Here is a 25,733-nt window from a genome sequence, read left to right as displayed (position 1 = left end):
AGCCGTTTCGCTCCCCCAAGAGCCGGCAGACCGCCCGAGCGCGCTCTGGCCCGACAGGCTGCAAAGTCTTCCATGAGCGGTGAACAACAGTAATCAACGCTTCCAAGACATATCCAATTGGAGGGCTTCGCCGATGCTAGGATGGTTGGACTTTGGCCGACCGACCGGTGCAAAGAAGTCCTTTTACGAGTTTCGGTTACAGGCCCGGCCTCCATTTCCCGCAACCTTGAGGCAATGTTCCCTGTTAGAAATGTCGTGAAACCGAAGGGGTCTTGCGTGCGCATTCTATTGGTCGAAGACGAAGGGGAGATGGCAGACCTGATGACCGTCGCGCTCGGCAGACAGGACATATTGGTCGACCACGTGCGGACCCTCGAACTTGCAAAGGAAGCCTGTCGCGGCGGCCTTCATGACGCGGTGTTGCTGGATCGCAAATTGCCCGACGGCGATGGGCTCGCTCTCATTCCCTTGCTGCGCAAGGAAAGCGCCGGGATACCAGTGATCGTCCTCTCCGCTCTCGGTACCCCAGACCAGAGAATCGCTGGGCTCGATACCGGGGCGGATGACTATCTTGCCAAGCCATTTTCCGTAGCTGAGCTGCTGGCAAGGCTTCGCGCTGTCATGCGCCGGCCCGCTCAGTTGCAAGCCAGCTCGGTCAAAGTCGCAAGGCTGTCCTTCAGCCTTACCGAGCGGCAGGCCTACATCGGCAACGTGCCGCTCGATCTTACCCGGCGGGAATTGCTGGCACTCGAAGTTCTGGTACGGCGAGCAGGGAGGACAGTTGCCCGTCCGGCTCTTGAAGAGGCGGTATATGGCTACGACGACGAGATTGCCTCCAACACACTTGATTCTCACATATCGAGGCTGCGGCAGAAGCTCGCCTCGGCGGGCGTCGAGATTCATGGGATACGTGGGATCGGGTATCTCCTGAAAGCGGCGCCATGAAGCTTTTGGGATCCAACTCCTTGCGCACTCGCCTCACATGGCTGATCGTGGTCATGCAGGCCTTGGTGCTGATTGCCTTCACTGCCATTGCCGCAGTGCCAATCTATCGTTTCCTCAGTGAGGAACTGCGCTACGACAGCGATATTATCAATGACATTGCCAACGCTATCGTGGTCGGCGAGGACGGCAGATGGCAACTCGTCATGGGCAGTGAACTCGCGGAAGACGCAACCGGCTATCCCGACCTGTGGTTCTACGCGCTCGATGCAAATGGTCATTCGGTGCAGTGGGGCGAAATCCCGGACCGGTTGCTGACCATGGTTGAGGCGCTCAAGACCGTGCGCTCAGCCAATATTTCCGGCCTGGGTCCGAATGAAGACGTGGTCGCCCTCCTCAGGCGCCACGAAGGGGAGATGGGGCGCATCTGGATTGTCGTTGGCAATGGTCCCGAAATCGGCATTCGTTCTGCATTCGGCAACCCGGTGTTCGTCGGCCTTCTCTGTCTCCTGACTCTTGCCTCGTTTCTTATCATTCCGCGGATCGTGCGCAGGGAACTGAGCGGCGTCGATCAGGTCGCGCTCGATGCCGGCAAGATCGACTTCGAGCGGCGTGGCACAAGGCTATCGGCGGACCGGGTACCGGGCGAACTCCATTCGCTTGTTCGCGCGGTGAATGCAGCCCTCCAGCGCCTCGACGACGGGATCGAGCGCCGCCATCGGTTTATTGCCGGCGCCGCCCATGAATTGCGTACGCCAATTGCCATCCTGCAAGCACGGTTGGAACTGATGCATGGCGGCGAGCACCATGGGAAACTTATGCTGGATGTTGCGCGGCTCGCCAATCTCGCCAATCAGTTGCTCGATCTCGAGCGCCTCGTGGCCGAAGTTCCGCAGTTTCAACGCACCAATCTCGTCGAACTGGCGACAGAGGCTGCTGCTGACATGGCGCCCGTCGTGATTGCGGCGGGAAGCACGATTGTCTTCGACGCCGAGACCAAGAATGTTCCGGTCCTCTGCGATCCGCCTTCCTTATCTCGCGCTCTGCAGAATCTGATCCAGAACGCTGTAAATCATGGGGGCGAAAAGTCCATCATCAGCGTCACAGTCAGCTCTGATGTCAAAGTGAGGGTCGCCGATACAGGTCCGGGCATTCCCGAGGAGTATCGCGACGTCATTTTTGAACCCTTCGGAAGGGTAGCCCCGCTCGACCAGGGCGCAGGGCTGGGGCTTGCTCTCGTCCGCGATATCGTAGCGCGGCATAAGGGGCGCGTCACAGTGGGTGACGCCTCTGGTGGAGGGGCCGTTTTCGAGATCTCGTTACCGCGGCTTTCTGAATAGGGCGTTGTATGCGGTCTGGAGTGTCGCAGACCCGGCGCCCGGATCATGCAGTAAAGACCTCCGGTGCCCGGCTGGCCGGTCATCCCTCGATATGAGCGGTTGACCTTCTGTTCCTTCGCCGATCAGCACGGCGCACAACGTTCCCGCAATCTTGGGCCTCGACGGTAGGCGCTGCAGACAAAGTTCGAGACAGCGTCAACAACAGGCAGCAATGGCCCGGCACAGACTTCTGTGGGTTGGACTGAACTCTTTGTCGCGCGAAAGGCGCACCCGAACTGCGCAATGCAATATCGGAGTAGAAATTGACATGAAACGGATCGAAAACCCCCAGCAGAGCCTCGCGATGGGGCGCCGCAGTTTTCTCGGCGGCGCGGCTGCACTTGGTGTTGGTGCCGGATTGTCCGCGCCTGCCATTATCTCCAGTGCCTCAGCGAAAGAGATTTCGGACATCTACCTGCGAGACCAGGACCTGCCATTTATCGGCACAGAAGAGACCTTTTCCACCTATGAGTTGATGGAGCGGAATGACAGGCTGTTCCTTGAGGGGACCGGTCTTGCCGAACTTGGCCCGCGCCGCATCGGTGCAATGGATGAAGCGGGGATCAACGTCCAGATCCTCTCCGCACATACGCCGGGCGTGCAGAATATCCCCGGTCAGGAGGGCATCGATTTTGCCTATCGTCTCAACAGGCTGATTGTCGAGGGACCGATGGCCACCTATCCGGGGCGGTTCCAGGGATTTGCAACCTTGCCGTTGCAGAGTCCGGAAGCCTCAGCGGACGAACTGGAGCGCACAGTGCGGGAGGATGGTTTGCTGGGAGCCCTGACCAATGGGATCATCGGGAAGAAATTCCTCGATCATCCCGACTTTGAACCCGTGCTGGCGCGTGCCGAAACCCTTGATGTGCCGATATACATCCATCCAGGCATTCCTCCAGACGAAGTTTTCCAAATCTACTACAGCAATATGCGGCCGGAATATCAGGCGGAGTTCCAGGACCAGGTCCTCAGCATCTCGGCATATGGATGGCACCAGGAAGTTGTCACTCAATGCCTTCGAATGATCACGTCTGGGGTATTCGACAGACATCCCAGGCTCCAGATCATCATCGGCCATATGGGCGAGGGCCTTCCGTTCTTCTACGAACGCATCGTGGAAAAGATGAGCGAAGTCACCGAACGCACCCTGGACAAGCCGTTCGAGCAATATTTCCATGACAATTTCTGGTTTACAACCAGCGCGTTCCCCCAGGATGAACTTCTTCATCTTCTGTTGAAGTACATCAGCGCGGATCGGGTAATGTTTGCAACCGACTACCCATTTGCAGACATGAAGCAACAGACCGACTGGTTCCGGGCGGTCGATCTGCCACGGGAAGACAAGGAAAAGATCGCGTTCCGGAATGCGGAAAAGCTGTTCGGCATGAAGGTCTGACGCATCACGCCTTGAAAATGCTCAAGCGCCGCACGGGCTTGACCAATTCTCGATGAGCCGGGCTCATCGAGAATTGGTATGAGAGGCGCCGCCTCGTTCGCGTGCCGGGCGGGGCCGATGGGTGCAAGGCACCGAACCGGTCGCAACAAGCAGGAGCCGGATGAATACGGCCTCGCTAGAAACCGCCGCGATGGAACGCTCCATGAGGCTTCCCGGCACAGAAGCCGCGCCGGTTGTCCGGGCGGGGGTCCCGCGCAAAGGGACTAGTTCTTCATTGAGAGCTCCTGCTGAATCCACTGAGTGGCTTCAGTGATGTCCGCAGCGGTGAGTTCATGACTGGCCGGAAGTTCCAGGCTGCCGGCATGCGCGCCCCGAGCCACAAGGGCGTCTGCCAGAGCCGGCGCATGACGGGCAAGCTCATCATCACGTCCGGTCAGCACCAGTGCGCGCGTATCCGACAGGTCAAGGGCCGGCGGGGTCTCCAGGGGCTGGATACCACGCAGCAGAACCGCGCGGCGCACGGTGCCAGGATGAAGCTGGATGACCGCCGCCAGCATGTTGGCACCGTTGGAATAACCGAGGAAGACGAGTTTCCCGGGATCAAGGCCATAGCCGGCTACAGCGCCTTCGACAAACGCTGCGAAGGCTTCTGCTTCACCGCGGATGTCCTGCTGGTCGAATGCCGTTGCACCGGTGCGGCGGAACCAGCGGTTGGTTCCCTCTTCGGTCGAGCGGCCGCGCACACCAAGCAGCACCGCATGCGGTGCTATGCGCCGTGCGGCCGGCATCAGGCTGGCTTCATTGCCGCCGGTGCCATGCAGCAGCACCAAGACCGTACCGTCTGGCTGCTGCGGCCTGTTGAAGCGGTGAATGAAAGGGAGGCCGCGGATCGGAAACCGCTCTTCGCCGGGAAGGGCGAATTGCGGAAGCATCGCCTCCAGATCCTCCGCGCGGCCGGCATCATGCGGGGCCAGGAATAGCGTCCGGCCAAGCCCGTCCGGCGTTTCGTCGACGGTCATGCCCGGCCCGTCGGTCGCATATTCAATCAATATCCCGGCGGGATCGCGAACATAGAGGGAGGTGAAATACTTCCGGTCATGCACCTCGGTGGGCCCGTGATCCTTCAGCGAAAGCCGCATGGAGCGGAGATCATCGATCCCGCTCGCGCGAAAGGCGACATGGTCAGGCACTCCGCCGCCGGGCACGGAAGGCACGAAACCTGTGACCTCCCTGATATCGATGATGTCGGTATCGGACGCCATGCGCCGGGTAACACCGGAGCGGCCTTCTTCCCTGTACCCGAAACGTGTCAGAAAGCTTGTGGTCTCAACCGCCTTGTCCGTCAGAAGCGTGACGCCCCGCAGCCGGGTGGGAGCGTTCGGAAGCGGTACTGGCGTGGCCATGTCCACGCCCGCCAACTTCACGATCAGCCCGTCCGGATCCTTCAGCCGGAGGACCGGCTCCCCGAACTCGCGGGATGGGCCCTCGAGCGGTATGCCGGCGGCAAGTGCCTTTGTGATCCAGTCCCCGAGCGAGGCAGGCGGCACCGCCAGCGTCACTTCCGATACCTGGCCAATGCCCGTGCGGCCGCGGCCTGCCGCTTCCCAGACAAGGAACGTCAGCAACGAGCCGGGACTGCCGATGCCATCTCCGTAGACGAGGTGCAACTGCTCGGCATCCGCATAGCCGCCGGTGCGCTTCACAAGCCTTAGCCCGAGAAAGCCGGCATAGAAGTCGACGTTGGCCTGCACATTGGAGGTGATGCCGGTGACGTGATGTATGCCGCTGGTCATTCCGCTGATACCTTCCGCACTTGGTTTCTTCCTATGGTTATGGACCTTCGGACGGGCTTCCGCCTAGAGCAACTCCAGCAGAAATCGGAACCGGTTTCGCGTCCGGGATTGCGTGAAGACAAGGATCTGGAGCACGCTTCGTTTTCATCGGAAGTGCTTCAGGCCCGCGGGATCAGAATTGCGGATCGATTTCGTCCAGCGTAGCGCATACTCCGGCGCCGAAGTCCGGATGAACCTGCCGGAAAAGCTCGACCTGCCGCTCGATGATCGAGCCGGGAACACCGCCCATCGCGGCGGCAATGTTGGCGAACAGCCGTGCTCTCTGCGCGTCGTCGAACAGCAGGAACAACGCGCGCGGCTGGCTGAAATCGTCGTTTCCTTCCCGGTGATCGAACCGGTCAGCCGGACCTTCAATCTGGAGCGGTGGTTCGGCAAACGAGCGATCCTCCGTTGGACCGCCGAAACTGTTGGGCTCGTAATAGGCATCGGAGTTGGGCATGTTGCCGAAGAAGCGCATCGCCCCATCCTTGTGATAATGATGCACCGGGCACAGAGGCCGGTTGACCGGCAGCGCCTCGTAATGCGTGCCGAGCCTGTAGCGGTGAGCGTCCGCATAGGCGAAGATTCTGCCTTGCAGCATCCTGTCCGGCGAATGGCCGATGCCGCGCACGACGTTCGATGGGCTGAAGGCCAGCTGCTCGATTTCGGCAAAGTAATTGTCCGGATTGCGGTTGAGTTCGAGCACGCCGATCCCGACCGGCGGAAACCCGGCATGGGGCCAGACCTTCGTAACGTCGAAGGGGTTGAAGGGCAACTCGCGCGCCTGGGTTTCGGTCATGACCTGAACCTGCACGATCCAGCGAGGATAGTTGCCCTCCTCGATCGCGTTGAACAGGGCTTCCTGATAGCCTTCCCTGGTTCTGCCGACGACTTCTTCCGCCTCGGCATTCGTGTAGTGGCGGTGGCCTTGTGAGGTCTTGAAGTGAAACTTGACCCAGACGTGCTCGCCCTTGCCGTTCCACAGGCTGTAGGTGTGGCTGCCGTATCCGTTCATGTGCATCGGGCTGACTGGCAGGCCGCGGTCGGAAAAGAGGATCATCACCTGATGCAGGCTTTCCGGTGACAGGGACCAGAAGTCCCACATCGCCGTTGCCGATCGCAGATTGGTGCGCGGGTGGCGCTTCTGCGTGTGGATGAAATCCGGGAACTTGGCCGGGTCGCGGACGAAAAAAACCGGCGTGTTGTTGCCCACCAGATCCCAATTGCCTTCTTCGGTGTAGAACTTGAGCGCAAAACCGCGAACGTCCCGTTCATGATCGGCCGCTCCTGCTTCCCCCGCAACCGTCGAGAAGCGCGCGATCATCGGCGTTTCGGTGCCGGGCTGCAGCACCTTGGCGCAGGTCAGGTGCGAGATGTCTCCCGTTATTCTGAGTGTCCCATGCGCACCCCAGCCCTTGGCGTGAACAACCCGCTCGGGGATCCGTTCCCGGTTCTGGTGGGCCAGCTTCTCGATCAACTTCCAGTCCTGCATGAGCACCGGACCGCGGTCACCGGCGGTCAGGCTGTTCTGGTTGTCGGCAACGGGTGCGCCGGCGGTTGTCGTCAGGCGTGAGTTCCGGTCATCCTGCGGAGGCATGCTCAATCCTTCCTCTCGTCCACACCGCGCGCCGTCTGGCGGCATATCCGCTGAACAAGCTAACGAACTGCGCCGGCAGGGCGTCGCAGCCCCTGCGGTGACGATGCCGTTCTTGCGATGTTTCGCCGGGGGCAAATGGAAGGATTGTCACCATGCCGGTGTGCCGCGAGCTCCCGTGGTACTGGCGGGGCGTCAACAGTTCCTGATGGCGGCATGCAGGGCGATGCCCAGCCTGTCGAGTTCAGCCTTCGTGAAGCTCTTCCCCCGGATGATCATGCGCGAGTAGAGGGAAGCAAAGAGAAGATCGAGCGCCACCCCCCTGTCGACGTCGGCGCGCAATTCGTTGCGGGCAATGGCGCGATCAAGCAGCTGGTGTCCGAACTGCCGCCGTGCCTCGGAAACGCCATCCAGCATTGCCGACAGTTCGTTCGATCGCAGACGTTCGGCAACCAGATCGGGGACTATACGGCGGACCAGTGGATGCCGCAGGACCGCGCGCGTCGCTCTGAGATACTCCCTGATGTCCGCCTGCAGAGAGCCTTGGTCTGTGGCTCCCAGCCGCATGACCTCGACACTGCGTATCGCTTCGCATGCGAATTCCAGCTTCGAGGGCCAGCGCCGGTATATCGCCGCCTTGCCTGCGCCCGCCCGTGCCGCCACGCGCTCCAGACTGACGGCCGCAAAACCGGTTTCTGCCCACTCCTCGAACAAGGCTCTGAACAGCGCCGTCGTCAGTTCAGGCCGGATGACCGCCGCCCCGCTCGGCTTCCGTCTTTTTATCAGGTCGATACTCTTGCGTTCCATTCAAAAGTTCTCCACAGTGGATGGAACGGTAGCGTTTCAACCTGTGAGTGAGAAGAGATTGAGGCGGGCTTCAACGTCTATTCCTGATTGATTTCAGAGAACCGGAGACGAAGATCGCGGCAATGCCTTTCATACGCCTCCGGAAGAAAGATATTTGCTTTGACTAATTAGGTCTACAGCCGGTCTGAGCGGCACGAATCAAGCTGCCGGCCCGGATTAGGAGGGCTGCCGAAAGCATAGGAGACACAGCATGACCGTGCCTGCCTATCATTCTTTTGCCCAATGGTACAGCAATGGTCACCTTGCGCACTATGTGCGTACGATGAAGTCAGCTGGTGGCATCATACATCTTCTGGAGGCCTCTCAACCGGCCGGGGACATGTCCGATCCCGCTGTCCCGGATCTCGTCCTGTATCAGGACCTGCATGGCGGCAGCCGCGTCAGCGGCGATATGGGAGGCGGGCGCTTCAGCGTGAAGAGCGGAAAAGGCAGCTTTTTTCTCTCCGCTCCGCGGTTTGCAAACACGGTCATTGTCGACGCCGAGCATGAGCTGCGCAGCTTGTCGTTTCCCCTGGCGCAGTGGCAGCCTATTCTGGATGAAGCCGCCGGAGGACAGTTTTCTCTCGACTATCAGAAACTGTGCATGGGGGCATTTGCCTCGCCAGCGATCCGCTCGGCGGTCCGGAATCTTTGGGCCTTGTGCGATGAAGAGGGAGCACCCTCGCGCTTGCTGGCGCAGGCCGCAGGCTGCGAGATACTGGCCGAATTGTGCCGGCTCGGCGGAGCACCTTTCACTTCGGCAAAGGGCGGCCTTGCCCCCTGGGCCGAACGGCGCTGCCTTGACCTGCTGCAGGAGCGGCTTTCGGAGGACATCAGCCTCGATGAACTGGCCGCTGAAGCGCGCCTTTCACCCTTTCATTTTGCCCGGATGTTCAAGCAGAGCTTCGGCGTGCCGCCACGGGTCTATCTGACCCGGCTGAGAATGGAGAAAGCCTGCGAACTCCTGGCCCAGACAGACCTTCCGGTCACGGAGATCGCGCAGGAAGTGGGATATTCGTCGAACCAGGTCCTCGCCCGGGTGTTCTTCAAGCATCAACGCATGAGCCCGTCCGACTACCGCCGGACCGCTCGCGATCCGGTTCGCGCCCCAGTTCGCGCCCCGCTTCGCGCCCCAGGCCCGCTTCGCGCGCGCTCGCCTCTGGAGGGACGGCAATGACCATCGATGCCCATGCCTCATTCGCCCAATGGCACAGCACAGGCCAGCATTCGTCCTATGTGCGGTCGATGAAATCCCCGGGCGCAATTCTCGACCTTCTTGAGATCCAGCGGCCTGCCGGGGACATGTCCCGCCCGGCGCTGCCGGACATCGTCCTGATTGAAGACATGCTTGGCTGCAGCCGTGTCCAGGGAGATCTGGGAGGCGGCCGCTTCGACATGACAACCGTGAAAGGCGCCCTTGCCGTCGCCGCGCCGAACTTCGCGACCACGGTGATCAATGACGGCAGCCATCGGCTCCGGAGCCTGGCTCTCCCTGTGGCGCAATGGCAAGGCGTGCTTGACGACGCCGCCAGCGGCGGGCTCTCGCTCGACAGCCTCTCCATCTACGGCCGGGTGTTCGACTCACCGGCCATCCGCTCCGCGCTGCGGAACCTGTGGGCTCTCTGCAATGACGAGGGGGTACCTTCCCGGCTGCTGGCGCGCGCCGCAGGTTTGGAGATTCTGGCTGAGTTGTGCCGGTTGGGCGGGGCACCGTTGACGGCTGCCAAGGGTGGTCTTGCTCCTTGGGCGCAGCGGCGGTGTCTGGAGCTTATGCACGCCCGGCTTTCGGAGGACATCAGCCTCGACGAACTGGCCGCTGAAGCGCGCCTCTCCCCCTTTCATTTCGCCCGCATGTTCAAGCAGAGCGTCGGGGTGCCGCCACGGGTGTATCTGACCCGGCTGCGGATGGAGAAAGCCTGCGAGCTCCTTGAGACAACGGACCTTCCGGTCACCCAGATCGCGCAGGAGGTGGGATATTCGTCGAACCAGGTGCTGGCCCGGATTTTCATCAAGCATCAGCGCATGAGCCCGACCGACTATCGCCGGGCGGTTTGCGATCCGCTGTGTTCTATGACGCCGCAATGACTTTCGATGACGGCGCCTGGCGGCGGGAAGCCTGGCGATGGAGTTAGCCCGTCATGGCCTTGTTCCCGAACGATAGGTGGCCTGCACCGCTCTTGCCGTGAGGATATGTTCGAGATCCTTCAGTGCGGCGGCCGCTGTGGCGAGAGGCTCCGTGCCGGATCCGAACGCGATCGTCTCGCCCATGGCATCGGTGGTGATGCGGACCGCCTTGTTCTTCCCCGATACATGGGCGAGCGGATCGTCCGGCGGGTAGGTCCGGATGCCCACAGTTGCCCGCATCACGCCTCCCGTCCGGACAAGGCTCCCGACGAGCTTTGGAACCAGACGCTGCTCGCGCCATGCAGCGATGCGCTGCTCCGTGACCGATTGGATACCATCGACGGCGAGGCCGTCCATCGTCAGACCCGTATTGAGGCCGAAATTGGCAAGGATCAGAAGCTTGCAGGCGGTGTCCCAGCCCTCGGTGTCGTTGCGCGGGTCGGCTTCGGCGAACCCGCCCGCCTGCGCGCGCGCAAGCGCTTCGTCGAAGCCGAGGTTCTGGTTCATCATCGCATCCAGCAGGTAATTGGTGGTCGCGTTCAGAATGCCCTCGATTTCCAGCACCTCGCAGCCTTTCAGGCTGTGCTCGAGAAGGTCAAGCGCCGGCAGTGCGGCAGCAGCGGCGCCGCTGAGTTTCAGCATCGCCCCCGAAGAATGCGCCAGGGCCCGCAGTTCCGGTCCGCTGTGGACCAGCGCGCCCTTCGATATGACGATGGTGTCGCGCCCCGCCGAAAGCGAGGACCGAATATAGGCGAGGCCGGGACCCCCGGTGCGAAAGTCGCTTGGGCCTGCCTCGATGAGGATGCCGGCATCACTCGCCTCGACGAAGGCCGGGCCAGTCAGGCCCGGCTCCAGCGCCTCAAGGCGCCCGGCGTCCAATCCTTCCGGATCGGCCAGGCCGGCTCGCGATCCGCAGATGGCGACGAGGCGAATATCGGCCCCATAGACCTGCCGGTAGCGTTCACGCCGGGCCAGAAGAAGATTGGCCGTGGCGCGGCCCACGCCTCCGAAACCGGCAATCGCGACCCTGACGACATTCATAGTTTCAACGCCTTATCTTTGAGCATCTGGCCCGTATCCCAATGCCTCCGACAAAGCCGGACATGTTTCCCCCACAACCCGGCTCTTTCCGGACCGGCATCCCTGCGCCGGCTGCGGCGGGCAGGACTGCACGAAAGAGCACCTGCGGCGGTCACGCAATCCGCGACCGCCGGGCCCCTTGACCAACCATCTCAGGCGCGGATGAAGGCCAGCATATCCGGGTTCACCACCTCCGGATGGGTGGCGAACAGGCCGTGTGACAGGCCGGGATAGGTCTTCAGCGTCCCGTCCCTGACGAGCTTGATCGCCTTATAGGCCGAGTTCCCGATCGGCACGATCTGATCGTCCTCGCCATGAATGATCAGGACGGGAACTGTGAGTGCCTTCAGATCCTCCGTGAAGTCGGTTTCCGAGAATACTTCGATACAGTCATGATGCGCCTTGGCGCCACCACTCATACCCTGGCGCCACCAATTGTCGATCAGGCCCTGGCTGACCTTCGCACCTTCCCGGTTGAAGCCGTAGAAGGGTCCGCTAGGCAGGTCACGGTAGAACTGCGCCCGGTTTGTCTCCAGCGCGGAGCGCAACCCGTCGAAGACCTCCATCGGAACACCGTCAGAGTTGGCGCCGGACTGCACCATCACCGGCGGGATCGCCGCGATCAGAATGGCCTTGGCCACCCGGCCACGTTCGGCACGCGCCGCATAGCGCGTGACTTCGCCGCCGCCGGTCGAATGGCCGATATGGACCGCGTCGCGCAGATCGAGCGCCCTAGCGAGTTCAGCCACGTCCGCGGCATATGTGTCCATGTCGTTGCCGGTATCAGTCTGGCTGGAGCGGCCATGGCCGCGCCGGTCATGCGCAATCACCCGGTAACCTTCGGACAGGAAGAACAGCATCTGGGTGTCCCAGTCGTCGGCGCTCAGCGGCCAGCCATGGTGGAACATGATGGGCTGCGCGTCTTTCGGCCCCCAATCCTTGTAGAAGAGGATTGTCCCATCGGATGTGGTGATAGTTGCCATTGCACGTCTCCTTCCAAACCAGGTTGAGCGGATGTCCGAAATGGCAGGCCCTCGCAGCGGCGCTCGCAACGCTTGCCACCTGCTTTTCGCATGTTGGTTCTAGCGGGTTGGCGAAAGTGCTGCGGCGCGGAAGCTGCTGTGCAAGTGCCGATCTTGCGGACCGGTGGCCGCAGCAGGCCGTTTCCGGCCCCCGAACATGATGGCACGGCGCGCTCCCTGTCAGTGCCCGGTCACAAGGGCCGCAGGAGATGACGCACGATCGGCGGCCGGTCGCCAGCATGGAATGCGTTGATGGTTGCCTGATCCAGCTGATCGGTGCGCGTTACCCGGGCATGCTGCCGTTGATGCTCGATCCAGCTTTCGACGACAAAGCTCTCGATGACCCGCCCAGGCTCCGCAGCATCCTCCCATACGTCCCACCGTATCGCGCCGTCACGCTGCCTCGAGGAGCGGAAATTGCGCAGCGCCGCAACAAACTCGGGAAGCCGCGCGGGCTCGATCTGATATTCGATCTCGATAAGGACCGGCCCCCGGTCGCCCGCTGGCTGCACCGACACCACCGGTTCGGCCCAATGATTCGAAGGCGACAGATCGGAGGCTGAATCCTGTGGCAGGCGCCAGCGGAAGGCCAGCATCAGCGCCGCCGCCTGCCCGGCGGCGGCGGCCACAAGAGCGGTGCTGACACTGGTGCTGGCAGCGATCGAGCCCCACAGGATGCTCCCGCCCGTCATGGCTCCCTGAAACACGAGAATGTAGACGGCGAGCGCGCGCGCCTTTACCCATCCGGGCGATGCCATCTGTGCCGCGACATTGAGCGACGTCAGCATTCCGATCCAGGCGAGGCCGGCGGAAAACATGACCGCCCCGGCGATCCAGGCGCTGTTGGCGAGCGCCAGAGCCAGCGTCGACAGAGCAAAAAACACCGTCGCCCCGACGGAGATCGTGTTGGCGGGAACCGTCTTGCGCAACCGCTTCAGCAGGATCGCGCCCAGAACCGCACCGGCCCCCATGCAGCCGAGCAGGGCACCGTAGCCGGCGGCATCGAGCCCCAGCCCGCGCCGCGCGATCAGCGGCAGCATGGCCCAGAGCGCGCTTCCGAACAGGAAGAACCCCACCGCCCGGACCAGCACGAGCTGCATCGCCGGCGAATGGCGCGTGTATCGGTAGCCCGCCTTCAGCGCACCGAAGAAGTGCTCTGGCGGCAGGGCGTGAGCGGTTGGCGGGCGCTTCCATGTGTAAAGGACGGCCAGCACCGCCACGACCGACAGTGCGTTCAACGCGAAGACGGCCGGTATTCCGGCAAACGCGACGATGACCCCGCCGAGCGCCGGACCAATGGCACGCGAGATGTTGACGCCGAGGCTGTTCAGCGCAATGGCATCCGGCAATGCCTGCTTGTCCACCAGTTCGGGCACGACCGCCTGGAACACCGGAGCGCTCAGGGCCGCAGCGGTGCCGAGCACGAAAGTCCCAGCCAGCAGCACCTCGGGAGTGACGAGATCCAGCAAGGTCAGAACCGCCAGAAGTGCGGCCGCCAGCAGACCGAGCAATTGCGCCGCCATCAGCATCCTGCGGCGGTCAACGATGTCGGCGAGCGCGCCTGCCGGAAGCGCCAGCAGGAACATCGGCAGCGTCGTCGCCGCCTGGACCAGCGCGACGAGCAGCGGGCTCGGCGACAGCGAGGTCATGAGCCATCCGGCGCCGACATCGTGCATCCATGTGCCGACATTGGAAACCACCGTGGCGATCCACAGCGCCCGGTAGACGGGGAAGTCAAGCGGACCGGGGGCCTTCTCGTGCCGTATCTCGCTCATGGCGGTTTCCTCGTTCGTCCTGGATGAAGGGTTCATTGCGGACAAGGTCAGACAGCCCAGCAGCCGCATCCGAGGGCACCCCAGAAGGTACGGGCGTCTGATGCCGGAACACTTGCGCCAAGCGCTGCAGCGTGATCGTGCCCGTGAACCGCGCAACCACTCGCGCAACCGCAATTCACCATCATCCGGGTGCGCGTTTCCGTTGTCCGGTGGTAGCCGCCGAAGGTTGCGACCGGCGACCAGTCCGGCATCGGCGCGGGAAGATCCGGTGCGAGGCGCTCGTAGTCACCCTCGCCATGCACGACCTTGCCGCCGAGAATGGTCAGGACCGACCGCAGGTGAACGATGCCGCTTTCCGGCACCGAAAAATAGTCCCCGGACAACAGAGCGAGGTCGGCAAGCTGACCCGCTTTGATCTGCCCTTTCTTCCCCTGCTCGTTGGAGAACCAGGTGTTGGCTTCGGTCCACAGCCGCAATGCTGTTTCCCGGTCAAGGCGGTCCTGTTGCGGATAAAGGGCAAGCCCCCCGACCGTTCTGGACGTCACCAGCCAGGAAAGCGAAACCCATGGATTGTAACTGGCCACGCGGGTTGCGTCCGTGCCGGCGCCCAGCGCCACGCCCGCCTCCATGATCCGGCGGACGGGCGGCGTGCGCTCTGCAGCTTTTGCCCCGTAGCGCTCGACGAAATATTCACCCTGAAACGCCATGCGGTGCTGTACGGCAATGCCGCCGCCGAGCGCGGCGATCCGGTCGATGTTGCGGTCGGTGATCGTTTCGGCGTGGTCGAAGAACCAGTTGATGCCGGAGAGCGGAATGTCGCGGTTGACCTTCTCGAACACGTCAAGCGCGCGATCGATCGTTTCGTTGTAAGAGGCATGCAACCGCCAGGGCCAGCGGTTTTCCGCCAGGAGACGGATGACGGGTTCCAGATCGGCTTCCATATCCGGCGGCATGTCCGGGCGCTCGGCGCGGAAATCCTCGAAATCGGCGGCGGAATAGACGAGCATCTCGCCAGCGCCGTTGTGGCGGTAGACATCGTCACCCTGCCCGGGCGAGACCTGCTTCACCCAGCTTGAGAAATCCGCCAGCTCCTCCTTGGGCTTCTGGGTAAAGAGGTTGTAACTTATGCGAACCGTCAGCTGTCCGCCGGCGTGAAGTTTTTCGATGATCTCATAGTCGTCGGGATAGTTCTGGAAACCGCCGCCGGCGTCGATCACGCTGGTCACTCCGAGACTGTTCAGCTCGCGCATGAAATGGCGGGACGAATTGATCTGGTACTCGGGATCCAGCTTCGGCCCCTTGGCCAGCGTCGAATAGAGGATCGTTGCATTGGGCTGCGCCAGCAGCAGGCCGGTGGGATTGCCTGCGCCATCCCTGACGATTTCGCCGCCGGGAGGATTGGGCGTGTCCTTCGTGTAGCCAACGACACGCAATGCGGCCGCGTTGAGCAGCGCGCGATCATACAGATGCATAATGAAGACGGGCGTATCAGGCGCGACGGCGTTGATTTCCTCAAGCGTCGGCAGGCGTTTTTCAGCGAACTGGTGCTGAGTGAAGCCGCCGACGACACGCACCCATTGGGGCGCAGGCGTGCGGTCGACCTGCCGTTTCAGCATCATCATCGCATCGGAAAGCGACGGGACGCCATCCCAGCGAAGCTCCATATTGTAGTTCAATCCGCCGCGGATCATATGGGTGTGGCTGTCGATCAGCCCCGGAATCAACCGGCGCCCTTTTGCGTCGATGATCCCGGCGTCCGGGGCAGCGGCCCGGACCTCCGCCTCCGGACCCACGGCAAGGAACCTGCCGTCCCGGATCGCCACGGCATCAGCCGAAGGGTTCTGCCGGTCGAGGGTCGTCACCTTGGCGTTGATGATGATCAGATCGTGGGCAGTCATGGCTTTCTCCTTGGCGGCGCATCCAATCCGCAGCCGCACCGCCGGGAAGGCGTCACGGCGTCACGGTGATGCGGCGGATGGCATGGGAAGAGGGCAGCACCCAGATGCACGGAGCCGGCGGCTGATCCCGGCGGGACAGCCGGCCGGGCCGGTCACATCATTCAGGCCGCAGGCTTGGGCGGCATGACCGGGCCGTGCGCTGTGCGCTCGGGAGCCTTGTGAACCATGGTATAGGCGTAGTCGACACCCATGCCATAGGCCCCGGAATGCTCCCGCACGATGGCCATGACGGCTTCGTAGGTGTCACGCCGTGCCCAGTCACGTTGCCATTCGAGCAGGACCTGCTGCCAGGTAACAGGGACAATCCCGGCCTGCACCATACGGTCCATGGCGTAGTTGTGCGCGTCAACGGACGTTCCGCCCGAGGCATCGGCCACCATGTAGATTTCATAGTCGGTGTCGGCGAGACAGGAGAGGGCGAAGGTCAGATTACAGACTTCGGTCCACAGACCCGAAACAACGATCTTTCTGCGCCCGTCCGCGGCATTGGCTGCCAAGGCCTCGCGGACCTTCAGATCATCCCAGGAATTCATCGACGTGCGCTCCAGAATAGGAGCCTCGGGAAACACCGAAAGCAGTTCCGGAAAGGTCGGGCCCGAGAAGCTTTCCGTCTCCACACTTGTGATGGTCGCCGGGATCTTGAAGGCCTTTGCCGCCTTGGCAAGCCCTACGACGTTGTTCTTCAGGGTTTGCCGGTCGATGGATTGGACACCAAAGGCCATCTGCGGCTGCTGATCGATGAAGATAAGCTGGCTGTTCTGAGGGGTGAGAACCTGTAGCTTGCTGGACATCTGTGTTCGCTTTCGTGTGATGGGAGAACTGGCGAGCACCTCAGGCGGTGCCGTCTTTCTTCGCTGCCTCACCGGTGCGCGGCAGGGCGAAGGATTTTTCGTGCAGCACTGCCTGGACAAGGTTCTTGTGGCCCTTGAACCACTGGACACCTGCTTCACCTGCAAGCATCCCCAGGAGGCCAAGCAGGGCGATGATGGGAGGCGCAGGCGACCGGACCGACAGCAGGCCATAGAGCACGCCGATTCCCAGGCCAACGGCCAGCGAAAGAAGGTAAGGATGAAGCTGGCCCATGGACTGATCTCCCCGTGATACCAAGTCTTGCGATGCTGACGCATCACGCCTTGAATGTGCTCAGACGCTGCACGGGCTTGGTCAACGCCCGGCGTCCAGGCACTGACCGGCACCCGAGGGACCGGCGCGGACACGCAAGCACCGCTGCAACAAAGGCAGCGGGAAGGTGCGCGCCGTAACGGCCAGATTGGCGTCACGGTATTTACTCTAGTGCCGGTGCTTGACCGCTGCGGTGCCGAAACTGCGATGACGGTGCCAATCTTGCGGCCGCGTGCCGGACGAAAGCCGCCAGGCCATCCGCGCCGGGACTTGCGATGCAGATCCGCCCTCACGCTCCCTTTTCAGCAAGCTTCACCGCGTCCGCGCCGGCCGGAATGCGGCATGGAGACGCCGCATCGGCCCCTGCCCGCCGGGCGTAGCGGGATATGAAGCCGGCACCGGAAATATGAAGCGCATCCGAAATACTCAGATCGAATTCAATCTGAAACTAAATCAGGTTCTTCGAAATGACCTCAAACAGATACTCATCGAGTATTGAATCATTTGACTGACGCAATCCGCCAGACAAAGCCTTTGAAAGGCCGCGATAGAATTCTGTTCTTGTCTTGTCAATGGCATCTGGCGCGCCGCCGCCGCATGCCCTGAGCACATAATAGTCTTCCAGAACCGAACGCAAAGGCAGAAGGGCCATGTCCGGCCTTCGCGTGAAGAGGCCCTCAAAAGGGCCTCCGGAAGGCAGAAGATGCCCGATTGGCTGCTCAAGGCAGGGCAGAAGGCGCGGCCAGTCCGCCGGAACATGCCGTGTGGCCACGAGTTGGCGCAGATGTGCCAGCAGGAAATCTGCATAGGTTCCGCTGCCGGTCATCCCGTGGCTGCCGGTAAGATGCCCCCGGCGGATCTCGTCTGCATAAGCGGAGAAGGCCACGTCAAATCCGGGCACATGGGCAAGCGAAACGGTCTCCACATGCACGGAGCCATGTGAGGCTTCGACAACGCAATATCCGGCGGGATAGGCAACAGGTGAGGGGACGGCGACATTCACAAGACCGTCGAGTTCCACCTCGCCCGCCGTATGCATGTGGCCGCTGAAATGCCATTCAAGACCGGCAGCGGCCAAGGTCTGGCCCGTATTTGCGGACGGCATCCGCTCCAGCCAGCTGGGAGTGCCTGCAGCCCGCACGCCGCTGCCAGTGTCTTCAAGCGTCAGCGGCAGAACGGGGTAATGGGAGCAGGCAAGAAGGGTCTTCCCCTGGTGTTTCGCACGCTGAGCAGCGTCCCGGATCCAGTCGATCAGATAAGGCCGGTCCGTCAGGACATGATCCCAGGCCGCGTCTGCCTTCAGCTTCCAGCCCGCCCCGGCGCGATGAAACACATTGGCATCCAGCATCAGCAGCCAGAGGCCCTCTTGCGGCTCGACCAGATAGGATGCGTCAGGCAATGCCGGATCACCGCCCGGAGGATAGCGTTCATCAAGGCCGTCACGTGTGCCGAAAGGTGTTTCCCAGTGAAGCACACCAGCGGGACGCGCGATGCCATAAGACGCCATGGCCTGCATGGCGCCGGCAGTGCTCATGCCCAGCATTTCCGGTGCAAAGACGGCTGGCTCCGGGGCGCCGGGATCGCTCGACGCCAGCACTGAGGCCCCACCGCCGCCTGCCGTCAGCCATTTGGACTGATGGCGAGGGACAGGGCCAAAGCAATCGTGATTGCCGAAGACCGTAAAGAAACGCAGCCCGTGGTTCGTTTCGTAGTCTGACAGGATACGCTTGAGGGCAGCAACCGCGCCGGGCTGACCGTCGTCTGAATAGTCGCCCAGCAGCACGACCGTGCTGATGCCCCGCCGCACGATGTCTTCCAGGATTGCAAGGAAGGCCGGGTAGCTCTCGTTGAACACGCGCGTGGAGGCCGCAGTATCTGCAAAGGTGCGAAGGGCAAGCGCACCACGGCTTAGCTCCCTCAGCCCGTAACCGCCATACAGATCATGCAGATGGACATCAGCGACGATTGCAGCCTTCAGCAAGACTAAGAACCTCCAGGATGACGGCGCGCCGCCTGGAACAGGTCCGGCCGGTCGAGATTGATGTAGCTGGCACTCGCGTTAGCAATTTCGCGATGCACGAGCGGATCGTCTCCCCCGTAATAGACCATGACGTCCAGCCCGGCCATGCGGCAGGCTTCCAGAAGACCAGGCCTGCGCATCTGCTCCACCGTGATCTCGATGATCGACGCGTGATGGACGGAGGCGGCGAGGGACGGCGACTTGGCAATGTTGAGCGTCATCATCTTCCGGAATTCCGGTGCAATCAGCTGCAGCCCCAGCCGCATCTCCTCGGAGAACGAGAAGTAGAACGTGTCGCGCGTCATTCCGAGATTGCGGACCAGAGCCGCCACCTTGGCCGGATCGCAGTATTTCAGCTCGATATAGACCCCGGCGCGGCCCCGCAGATGCTCAAGATAGGCATCAAGCCGGGGCACAACGGCGCCTTTGAACTTGAGATCGAACCAGCTGCCGGCGTCGAGCGCATCAATTTCCCTGGCCACGGCATGACCAATGGGGCCTGTGCCGTTTGTGGTGCGGTCGAGCGTCTCGTCGTGAAAGACGTAGAGCACTCCGTCCGCGCTCTCGCGCACGTCCAGCTCGATGTAATCTGCACCCTGCTCAAGGGCGAGGTCTGCGGCGGCAAATGTGTTTTCCGGTGCAAACTTGTTTGCACCGCGATGGGAGACAATCCTGGTCACTGAAAGGTCCTGTCAATTCACTTGCAGCCGCTGCGCGGCGCTGTTGAAGGCGGGATGAGGAACTGCGGCATGGAGGCCGGGGATGCGGTTGCCGTCTGCACCAAAAATGAGAGAGAGGGCGGCATTCCAGTCAAGTCCGGTCTGGCTTCCGGGCGCATGCCGTACAGCCTCGCCATATTCGAGCGCGTGGATGAGACCGGCAGGTGTGGCAACCGTGTAGAAGACTTCGCGGCCCATCGGCTCCACGCTGACGATCTCACCGCAGAGCGGTGCTTCTGCCGGAGCGGTCAGGGCGATATCCTCCGGGCGCAGACCCAGGGTCACAGGTCCGTCGCAGGGCGACGTCAAACGCAGCAGCGCAGCGCCAAGACGCAGCTCCTCTGCGCTGGCCTGACCTTCAATCAGGTTCATCGGCGGTGTCCCGATGAAGCCCGCGACAAAAAGATTGCTGGGCCGCCGGTAAAGGTCATCCGGCGTCCCGATCTGGGCAATCTCGCCATTGTTCATGCAGATGATGCGATCAGCCATGGTGATTGCTTCAATCTGATCATGGGTGACGATCAGCGTGGTGATACCGAGACGTTTCTGGATCGCTTTCAATTCGGCCCGCATGGAAATGCGCAGCGTTGCATCGAGGTTCGAGAGGGGTTCATCCAGCAGCAGAATATTCGGTTCCTTGACCAGCGCCCGAGCCAGGGCCACCCGTTGCTGCTGGCCTCCGGACAGTTGCGAAGGGCGCCGGTCGAGCAGGGAACTGATCTGGACAAGGGTGGCTGCTTCTTCAACGCGCCGGGCCGCTTCTTCCTTGCCAACAGGCTTGAACCTCAGCGGGAAGGCGATGTTCTCGCGGACGGTCAGGTTCGGATAAAGCGCATAGGACTGGAAGACGATGCCGACATTCCGGTCGCGCGCGTCGACCTTGCTGACGTTGTGGCCGTCGAAGGTGATGGCACCGGATGCCGGCGCATAGAGACCGGCCAGCAGGAACAGCGTCGTCGACTTGCCGCATCCGGAGGGGCCGAGAATGGCGACAAATTCTCCATCCTCAATGGTCAGGTTCAACGGCTTCAGCACAAGGGTTTCGCCCCAGCGTTTCGTCACGTTGTCGAGTGTGATCTTGGCCATGGCCGTTATCCCTTGATTCCGCCGAAGCTCATCTGAGTGATGTATTTCTGAGTGAAAGCGTAGAGAACGAGCACGGGCAGCAGGTAGACAATGCCCACGGCCGCCACCAGCCCATAGTCAACGCCCATGTGATCCTGCGAGACGAAGAAGAGGTAGAGGCTCATCGTCATCTGGCTTTTTTCGATCAGCAGGGTCTGGACAAAGACATATTCTTCCCAGCCCCGCAGGAAGGTGAATGTGGCGACCGCAATCAGCCCCGAGCGGACCTGCGGCAGCACGACCATCCGGAACGCCTGTGCCCGGGTTGCGCCATCCGTGACGGCGCTCATTTCGATGTCCCAGGGCACCGTGTCGAAGAACCCCTTGAGCACAAAAATCGCATAGGGCAGCTCCAGGGCGCTCAGGACAAGCACGACCCCGGCAAGGCTGTTCAGCAGTCCCATGTAGTAGAGCTGCACGAAGACGGCGACGGTCAGCGCCAGAGCCGGAAAGGCATGCAGCATCAGGAGGCCGCGCAGGAAGGCTTCACGCCCGGCAAAGGCGAAGCGCGACAGGGCATAGGCCGCAGGCGTGGCAACGAGCGTCACGATCAAGGTCTGAGCCATCGCGAACAGCAGCGAGCTGCCGAGCGCTGACCAGATTGACGGCAGCAGGCCTGTCCGGCTGGTTCCCGTTCCGTCGATGTCGCGCGTCAGGAGAAAGCGGTAGTTCTGCAGCGTCAGATAAGGAGCGATGAAGACCGCCACAAGGATCAGGATCGCCAGAGCGAACACCAGCCAGGCGAACTGGGGCCGTTTCAATCTGGCCGCCAGAAGGCAGAGCAGCAAAACTCCGGCATAGGCTACGGCAGCAATTGCAGTGCTGCGCCACATCACCATGCTGCTGATGGCGCCATCGGACAAGGTGAATGACTTCACCAGAAGCCACAGATAGGGCAGCAGGACGGGAATGGATACGAGCGTCAGAAAAAGCAGGATGACACCCGAAAAGCCTGCGCGGTTCATGATGCCGCGGCGCTCCAGGCGCGCCCAGCCGGCAGATCCTGCAAGCATTGACCTGTTGGACAGCATCAGAGCACCTCGATCCTGGGGGCTGCAAAAGTGGAGCGCATGTCTGTGAGACGCCATTGCAGGAGCGTGATCACCACACCGAGGACCATCAGGCCCAGCGCAAGCGCCGCGCCATAGGCGTAAGCGCCGTTTTCAAAGGCTCTGCGGTAGATGTAGAGAGCATAGGGCGTTGAATCATAGACAGGACCGCCCCCGGTGATCAGCAGGATGTACTCATAGGTCGTCATCAGGGAGAGCGCCTGATAGATGGTGATGAAGCGGACCGGCTGTGACAGCGCAGGCATCACCACATGGCGCAGCACGCCCCATTCGCTTGCACCATCCACGCGGGCAGCGTTGGCCAGATGCGCCGGAATTGAACGGATTGCGGAGGTCAATATGATCATCGCGAACGACGCACCGACGAATCCGTTGGCAATGACAACGAGCAGAAGCGGAAAGTCGTTGCGCAGGTTGACCGGCGGCAAGCCGAGGGCACCGGAGACCTGGGCCAGCAGCCCAGCAGGTGACGGGTCGGCGATCCAGATCCAGAGAATGCCATAGAGAACAGCAGGGCTCATGCGCGGCAAGAGCCATAGACCTCGGAAGAACGTGCCAAGCCGTCCGGAGACTGCGGTGGTCGCGACAGCCAGCAGCGCACCCAGACCGACGTTGAACAGAAACAGGGTTGCGCTGACATAGATCAGCGTTGTCATCAGAACCGCCGGCAGGCGTGCGTCACGTTGCAGGATGCGCTCGAAGTTCTGCAGCGTGAATTCTCCCGCCCGCAGATTTGCCCCCATGTCCGTGAAGGCGATGACCCCGTTGACGATGATCGGCCCGAGGAAAAAGACCGTCAGAAGTCCTATGGCCGGCAGCAGATAAAGCGCCGGTCTGGCTGGACGATGCGCCCGCAGGCGTGTGCTGGACATTGAATTCGATCCGGATTGCCCGCCCGCGGCGGCATTTTCTGAAGTCCCGGGAACCCGGCCGGAGGCAAGAAGGCAGTCTCCGGCCGGGCGGCAAGTCCATGGCCTTGCAGCCACATGCGTATCAGTTGCTTGCGCTGTCCCGGATTTCGACGTCGGCGCCGAACTGAAGGCTCAGCTCTTCGGCGATGAAGTCCACCGCCTGCGCAGCTGTCATCTTGCCCGTCTCAACGGCCTGGAGACCGCTGAAGAGCGCCTTGTTGTAGCTGCCGAACTGGGTGTGGTTGGGGACGAATTGCGCATGCGCCATCATCGGCGATGCGGCCGAAAGCACCCAGTTGTCCCTGTACTTCGGCATGGCTGTCTGCGCATGGCTGATTGCCGTGTGATAGGAGCCGACAGCATGCTCGGTGTTGAAGTAGGGCAAGGTCGCCAGCGCGATCAGGCTGGCCGCGATATCGGCATGCTCGCTCTTCGCGTTGACCGTGTAGAGAAGCGGATGGGACAGGTTGGACGGTGCGCCCCCCTGCTTCGCCGCCGGAGCCGGAATCCAGCCGATCTTGTTGAAATAGCCTTCCTTGTCCGTAGGCCAGACAGCGCCGTTCTTGTCACCGGCCTGCCAGGCAACAGCCCATACGCCCTGATGGAAGATGAAGGCCTTTTCCTGCTTGAAGGCACCCTGAATGGCTTCCCAGCTCATGGCGGTATTGTCCGCCGGCGTCACGCCGTCACGGGCGTTCCGCTCATACCAGCCCAGCGCCTCGGCCATCTCCGCCTTCGGGAAGATGAGCTTGCCGCTGGCCTCGTCAATGAACTTGACCCCATAGGACTGGAACACCATCAGATAGTCGATGCCGACATTCGGACGGTGCAGCATGCCGTATTCCGCCGCGCCTGCGTCAACCACCTCCTTGGCGAGGGCGGTCAGGTCATCAAGCGTGAAGCTGCCGGCTTCGACCTGGGCAGGAAGGCTCTCGATGAAAGCTTCATCCTTGCCGATCTTGCGCAGCATGTCCTTGTTGTAAAAGAACATGCGGATCTCAGCATCCTGCGGGATACCGTAGATCTTGCCGTCGGCGGCTTTGGCGGAGTTCCACAGGACAGGCAGAATGTCGCCATAGGCCCAGGGGGTAGAAGCGATGATCCCGTCCATGGCAAGGGCATTGCCATCTTCGGCGAACTTGCCGATCCACTCATGCGGCAGGACATAGAGGTCAGGCCCCTGACCGACCGAGAAGGCCTTCATGAGCTCAAGCGCCAGATCGTCCCAGCCTTTGACGGCGCTGGCATTTGCCTCAATGACGATGCGCTTGTCGACGCCGGCCGCCTTGAACTGGCCGTTCATGATTTCAGCTGCGGCTTCGATGTTGGTGATACGCGCCGGGCCGGACTTGTCCGCGAGGGTCGACATCTTGATCTTGATGTCTTCGGCATGCGCGTGGCCGGCCACGAGAGCCGAGAGTGCAATGCTTGCGAGAAGGGCGATAGGCTTTGTCATGCTGATCAATCCAGTTGGCGATGTTTCATTAATTAACTTGCTTAATTAAAAGTTTGATGACATTCGCTAGGGAAAGACGAGGAGGAGAAATCTCATGCTGACGCGGCAGCACCCTTTGGAGGGCATTGGCCGGACACAGGCCGGCATGCTCAAGCACCTGCGCAGAAAAGGCATGGCGTCGCGGGTGCAGCTGGCGGAAATGTGCGGGATCACGGCAGCGGCGGTCAGTATGATGACCCGCGACCTGATCGAACGCGGCATCATCCTTGAAGGCGCCCGGCGTTCGGGCGGGCGCGGGGCGCCGCATATTGATCTGATGCTGTCTGAAAAGGCAGGTTACGCAATCGGCCTGCATGCCAACCGGTATGCCGTTTCGATCGTCCTGCTCGACTTTCGCGGAAATCTCGCGGGTGAGTGGCAGGAACGGGGGTCCTTCGAGACCTTCTCCGGCCTATTGGCCGCCGTTGAGCGGCTGAAAGGAAAGCTTGCCGCTGCAAGTGCCATAGATCCGCGGCTGCTGATCGGTGCCGGTATCGCCATGCCGACCCGCTTCCATCAACAGACGGCCTCCCTCGATCTGGCACAGGAGGTGATCGGCTGGACAGGCTCCGACCTCGCAGCCGCACTGGAGGAAACTCTGGGATGCCCGGTCATGATCGAGAACGACGCCAACGCAGCGGCAATGGGCGAGCTGACGATGGGCAACGCCGCCACTCATGAGAATTTCGTCTATCTCTATCTGTCGGAGGGCATCGGCAGCGGTCTGATCGTCAATGGCGAGCTTTACCGCGGGCATGCGGGCAATGCCGGCGAAGTCGGTGCCTTGCGCGCCCGCGGCCGCTCTAGACCGAGCTTCGATGATCTGGCCTCCTGGTGCCTCGCCCATGCAGGCAATATCCCGGAGGGACGCTCTGCGGAGGAGTGGACCACCTATCTGGAGCAGCATGCGGCTGTGCTGGAGACATGGCTTGAGAAGGCCGGGCCGGAGACGGCAAAGCTGGCCTTCATGGTTGCAGCCATCCTGGCACCTTCCGCAATTTACCTCGGAGGGACGCTGCCCTGGATGGTCCGCAAGCGGCTTGCCGGCTGGCTTGAATTTGCCACATCGGAGCCATTTGAAGGGGCGCGGGTTCTGCAGCCGCAGATCCTGGTTCCGCAGAACTCTGCGACGGACGCCGTCGCCTTTGGCGCGGCCGCCATGATCCTGCACGAGTTGCGCGGCTAGCCCCCGCCGGGTGAGGGTGCAAACCGCTCGACGGCCGCAGGAACTCACACTACGCGGTGGGCCATTCTCATACGCCGAATCGGAGAACGGATGTCCTTGCAAAAGCCGGGAAGGGAAGGGCTGCCGCCTGTTCGCTG

General features: G+C 61.9%; 21 protein-coding genes. 6 read left to right on the top strand and 15 right to left on the bottom strand.

The annotated features are described in order from the left end of the window. Nucleotides 1–276 precede the first annotated feature (276 nt). The 3 genes from IF10I1_RS19755 to IF10I1_RS19745 all read left to right on the top strand — a co-directional run bounded on the left by IF10I1_RS19755 (nucleotide 277) and on the right by IF10I1_RS19745 (nucleotide 3,717). Entirely contained in the window at nucleotides 277–945 is a 669-nt protein-coding gene (locus tag IF10I1_RS19755) for a response regulator transcription factor (RefSeq protein ID WP_122521023.1), read from the top strand. Beyond that, nucleotides 942–2,282, top strand: coding sequence for a HAMP domain-containing sensor histidine kinase (locus tag IF10I1_RS19750; protein ID WP_186391502.1), 1,341 nt, complete (start codon nucleotides 942–944; stop codon nucleotides 2,280–2,282). The genes IF10I1_RS19755 and IF10I1_RS19750 overlap by 4 nt, the downstream gene beginning before the upstream one ends. Before the next feature lie 307 nt (nucleotides 2,283–2,589). Then, nucleotides 2,590–3,717 (top strand): amidohydrolase family protein, encoded by a 1,128-nt coding sequence (locus tag IF10I1_RS19745; protein ID WP_186424621.1) that lies wholly within the window; start codon nucleotides 2,590–2,592, stop codon nucleotides 3,715–3,717. Between the two features lie 263 nt (nucleotides 3,718–3,980). Here the strand turns inward: IF10I1_RS19745 and IF10I1_RS19740 are convergent, their stop codons facing one another. The 3 genes from IF10I1_RS19740 to IF10I1_RS19730 form a co-directional block, all read right to left on the bottom strand. Next, nucleotides 3,981–5,510 carry a VOC family protein gene (locus IF10I1_RS19740; protein ID WP_186391500.1) on the bottom strand — a complete coding sequence of 510 codons (1,530 nt, stop codon included), beginning with the start codon at nucleotides 5,508–5,510 and terminating at the stop codon, nucleotides 3,981–3,983. Nucleotides 5,511–5,682: 172 nt separating this feature from the next. Next, nucleotides 5,683–7,146 carry a catalase gene (locus tag IF10I1_RS19735; RefSeq protein ID WP_186391499.1) on the bottom strand — a complete coding sequence of 488 codons (1,464 nt, stop codon included), beginning with the start codon at nucleotides 7,144–7,146 and terminating at the stop codon, nucleotides 5,683–5,685. A gap of 192 nt (nucleotides 7,147–7,338) precedes the next feature. Next, the gene (locus IF10I1_RS19730; RefSeq protein WP_094462706.1) at nucleotides 7,339–7,950 is read right to left on the bottom strand and encodes a TetR-like C-terminal domain-containing protein; all 612 of its coding nucleotides are present in this window, start codon (nucleotides 7,948–7,950) and stop codon (nucleotides 7,339–7,341) included. A 250-nt stretch (nucleotides 7,951–8,200) separates the two neighbouring features. Here IF10I1_RS19730 and IF10I1_RS19725 point away from each other — a divergent pair, with 250 nt between their 5' ends. Further along, nucleotides 8,201–9,166 (top strand): helix-turn-helix domain-containing protein, encoded by a 966-nt coding sequence (locus tag IF10I1_RS19725; protein WP_186391498.1) that lies wholly within the window; start codon nucleotides 8,201–8,203, stop codon nucleotides 9,164–9,166. Continuing rightward, nucleotides 9,163–10,074 (top strand): AraC family transcriptional regulator, encoded by a 912-nt coding sequence (locus IF10I1_RS19720; protein ID WP_186391497.1) that lies wholly within the window; start codon nucleotides 9,163–9,165, stop codon nucleotides 10,072–10,074. Before IF10I1_RS19725 ends, IF10I1_RS19720 begins: the two co-directional genes overlap by 4 nt. Nucleotides 10,075–10,125: 51 nt before the next feature. On the opposite strand, the gene IF10I1_RS19715 is transcribed toward IF10I1_RS19720, so the two are convergent. The 12 genes from IF10I1_RS19715 to IF10I1_RS19660 all read right to left on the bottom strand — a co-directional run bounded on the left by IF10I1_RS19715 (nucleotide 10,126) and on the right by IF10I1_RS19660 (nucleotide 24,371). Beyond that, nucleotides 10,126–11,154 (bottom strand): homoserine dehydrogenase, encoded by a 1,029-nt coding sequence (locus tag IF10I1_RS19715; RefSeq protein WP_186391496.1) that lies wholly within the window; start codon nucleotides 11,152–11,154, stop codon nucleotides 10,126–10,128. Nucleotides 11,155–11,345: 191 nt separating this feature from the next. Beyond that, nucleotides 11,346–12,176 carry an alpha/beta fold hydrolase gene (locus tag IF10I1_RS19710; protein WP_122518976.1) on the bottom strand — a complete coding sequence of 277 codons (831 nt, stop codon included), beginning with the start codon at nucleotides 12,174–12,176 and terminating at the stop codon, nucleotides 11,346–11,348. A 230-nt stretch (nucleotides 12,177–12,406) separates the two neighbouring features. Further along, nucleotides 12,407–14,026: an MFS transporter gene (locus tag IF10I1_RS19705; RefSeq protein WP_244293781.1), complete on the bottom strand. Its 1,620-nt coding sequence runs from the start codon at nucleotides 14,024–14,026 to the stop codon at nucleotides 12,407–12,409. Between the two features lie 11 nt (nucleotides 14,027–14,037). Continuing rightward, the gene (locus IF10I1_RS19700) at nucleotides 14,038–15,888 is read right to left on the bottom strand and encodes an amidohydrolase (RefSeq protein ID WP_186391494.1); all 1,851 of its coding nucleotides are present in this window, start codon (nucleotides 15,886–15,888) and stop codon (nucleotides 14,038–14,040) included. 161 nt (nucleotides 15,889–16,049) lie between these two features. Then, a complete protein-coding gene (locus tag IF10I1_RS19695; RefSeq protein ID WP_094462700.1) occupies nucleotides 16,050–16,739 on the bottom strand; it encodes a hydrolase in 690 nt (229 codons plus the stop codon). Between the two features lie 40 nt (nucleotides 16,740–16,779). Continuing rightward, nucleotides 16,780–17,031 carry a DUF1427 family protein gene (locus IF10I1_RS19690; RefSeq protein WP_094462699.1) on the bottom strand — a complete coding sequence of 84 codons (252 nt, stop codon included), beginning with the start codon at nucleotides 17,029–17,031 and terminating at the stop codon, nucleotides 16,780–16,782. Nucleotides 17,032–17,518: 487 nt separating this feature from the next. Further along, nucleotides 17,519–19,051, bottom strand: a complete 1,533-nt coding sequence (locus IF10I1_RS19685) for a metallophosphoesterase (protein ID WP_186391493.1) — start codon at nucleotides 19,049–19,051, stop codon at nucleotides 17,519–17,521. Nucleotides 19,052–19,053: 2 nt separating this feature from the next. Next, nucleotides 19,054–19,770 (bottom strand): glycerophosphodiester phosphodiesterase, encoded by a 717-nt coding sequence (ugpQ, locus tag IF10I1_RS19680; RefSeq protein WP_186391492.1) that lies wholly within the window; start codon nucleotides 19,768–19,770, stop codon nucleotides 19,054–19,056. Between the two features lie 12 nt (nucleotides 19,771–19,782). Beyond that, nucleotides 19,783–20,895, bottom strand: coding sequence for an ABC transporter ATP-binding protein (locus tag IF10I1_RS19675; protein WP_186391491.1), 1,113 nt, complete (start codon nucleotides 20,893–20,895; stop codon nucleotides 19,783–19,785). Nucleotides 20,896–20,900: 5 nt separating this feature from the next. Beyond that, the gene (locus IF10I1_RS19670) at nucleotides 20,901–21,965 is read right to left on the bottom strand and encodes a carbohydrate ABC transporter permease (RefSeq protein ID WP_164477463.1); all 1,065 of its coding nucleotides are present in this window, start codon (nucleotides 21,963–21,965) and stop codon (nucleotides 20,901–20,903) included. Then, nucleotides 21,965–22,876, bottom strand: a complete 912-nt coding sequence (locus IF10I1_RS19665) for a carbohydrate ABC transporter permease (protein ID WP_123193266.1) — start codon at nucleotides 22,874–22,876, stop codon at nucleotides 21,965–21,967. Before IF10I1_RS19665 ends, IF10I1_RS19670 begins: the two co-directional genes overlap by 1 nt. Before the next feature lie 121 nt (nucleotides 22,877–22,997). Beyond that, nucleotides 22,998–24,371 (bottom strand): ABC transporter substrate-binding protein, encoded by a 1,374-nt coding sequence (locus IF10I1_RS19660; RefSeq protein WP_186391490.1) that lies wholly within the window; start codon nucleotides 24,369–24,371, stop codon nucleotides 22,998–23,000. Nucleotides 24,372–24,465: 94 nt separating this feature from the next. Between IF10I1_RS19660 and IF10I1_RS19655 the strand changes: the two genes are divergently transcribed. After that, nucleotides 24,466–25,596, top strand: coding sequence for an ROK family transcriptional regulator (locus IF10I1_RS19655; protein WP_186391489.1), 1,131 nt, complete (start codon nucleotides 24,466–24,468; stop codon nucleotides 25,594–25,596). Nucleotides 25,597–25,733 lie beyond the last annotated feature (137 nt).

Source organism: Pannonibacter sp. I15F10I1 (assembly GCF_900185665.1).
Lineage (GTDB): Bacteria > Pseudomonadota > Alphaproteobacteria > Rhizobiales > Stappiaceae > Pannonibacter > Pannonibacter indicus.
This window is presented reverse-complemented; position numbering and strand designations above follow the sequence as displayed.

Excerpts from the sequence above, each read along its gene's own strand:
- IF10I1_RS19700 (WP_186391494.1), bottom strand. The coding sequence starts at position 15,888 with ATGACTGCCCACGATCTGATCATCATCAACGCCAAGGTGACGACCCTC.
- IF10I1_RS19725 (WP_186391498.1), top strand. The coding sequence starts at position 8,201 with ATGACCGTGCCTGCCTATCATTCTTTTGCCCAATGGTACAGCAATGGT.
- IF10I1_RS19715 (WP_186391496.1), bottom strand. The coding sequence starts at position 11,154 with ATGAATGTCGTCAGGGTCGCGATTGCCGGTTTCGGAGGCGTGGGCCGC.
- IF10I1_RS19690 (WP_094462699.1), bottom strand. The coding sequence starts at position 17,031 with ATGGGCCAGCTTCATCCTTACCTTCTTTCGCTGGCCGTTGGCCTGGGA.
- IF10I1_RS19655 (WP_186391489.1), top strand. The coding sequence starts at position 24,466 with ATGCTGACGCGGCAGCACCCTTTGGAGGGCATTGGCCGGACACAGGCC.
- IF10I1_RS19730 (WP_094462706.1), bottom strand. The coding sequence starts at position 7,950 with ATGGAACGCAAGAGTATCGACCTGATAAAAAGACGGAAGCCGAGCGGG.
- IF10I1_RS19705 (WP_244293781.1), bottom strand. The coding sequence starts at position 14,026 with ATGAACCCTTCATCCAGGACGAACGAGGAAACCGCCATGAGCGAGATA.
- IF10I1_RS19720 (WP_186391497.1), top strand. The coding sequence starts at position 9,163 with ATGACCATCGATGCCCATGCCTCATTCGCCCAATGGCACAGCACAGGC.
- IF10I1_RS19670 (WP_164477463.1), bottom strand. The coding sequence starts at position 21,965 with ATGCTGTCCAACAGGTCAATGCTTGCAGGATCTGCCGGCTGGGCGCGC.
- IF10I1_RS19675 (WP_186391491.1), bottom strand. The coding sequence starts at position 20,895 with ATGGCCAAGATCACACTCGACAACGTGACGAAACGCTGGGGCGAAACC.
- IF10I1_RS19750 (WP_186391502.1), top strand. The coding sequence starts at position 942 with ATGAAGCTTTTGGGATCCAACTCCTTGCGCACTCGCCTCACATGGCTG.
- IF10I1_RS19710 (WP_122518976.1), bottom strand. The coding sequence starts at position 12,176 with ATGGCAACTATCACCACATCCGATGGGACAATCCTCTTCTACAAGGAT.
- IF10I1_RS19745 (WP_186424621.1), top strand. The coding sequence starts at position 2,590 with ATGAAACGGATCGAAAACCCCCAGCAGAGCCTCGCGATGGGGCGCCGC.
- IF10I1_RS19740 (WP_186391500.1), bottom strand. The coding sequence starts at position 5,510 with ATGACCAGCGGCATACATCACGTCACCGGCATCACCTCCAATGTGCAG.
- IF10I1_RS19735 (WP_186391499.1), bottom strand. The coding sequence starts at position 7,146 with ATGCCTCCGCAGGATGACCGGAACTCACGCCTGACGACAACCGCCGGC.
- IF10I1_RS19665 (WP_123193266.1), bottom strand. The coding sequence starts at position 22,876 with ATGTCCAGCACACGCCTGCGGGCGCATCGTCCAGCCAGACCGGCGCTT.
- IF10I1_RS19695 (WP_094462700.1), bottom strand. The coding sequence starts at position 16,739 with ATGTCCAGCAAGCTACAGGTTCTCACCCCTCAGAACAGCCAGCTTATC.
- IF10I1_RS19660 (WP_186391490.1), bottom strand. The coding sequence starts at position 24,371 with ATGACAAAGCCTATCGCCCTTCTCGCAAGCATTGCACTCTCGGCTCTC.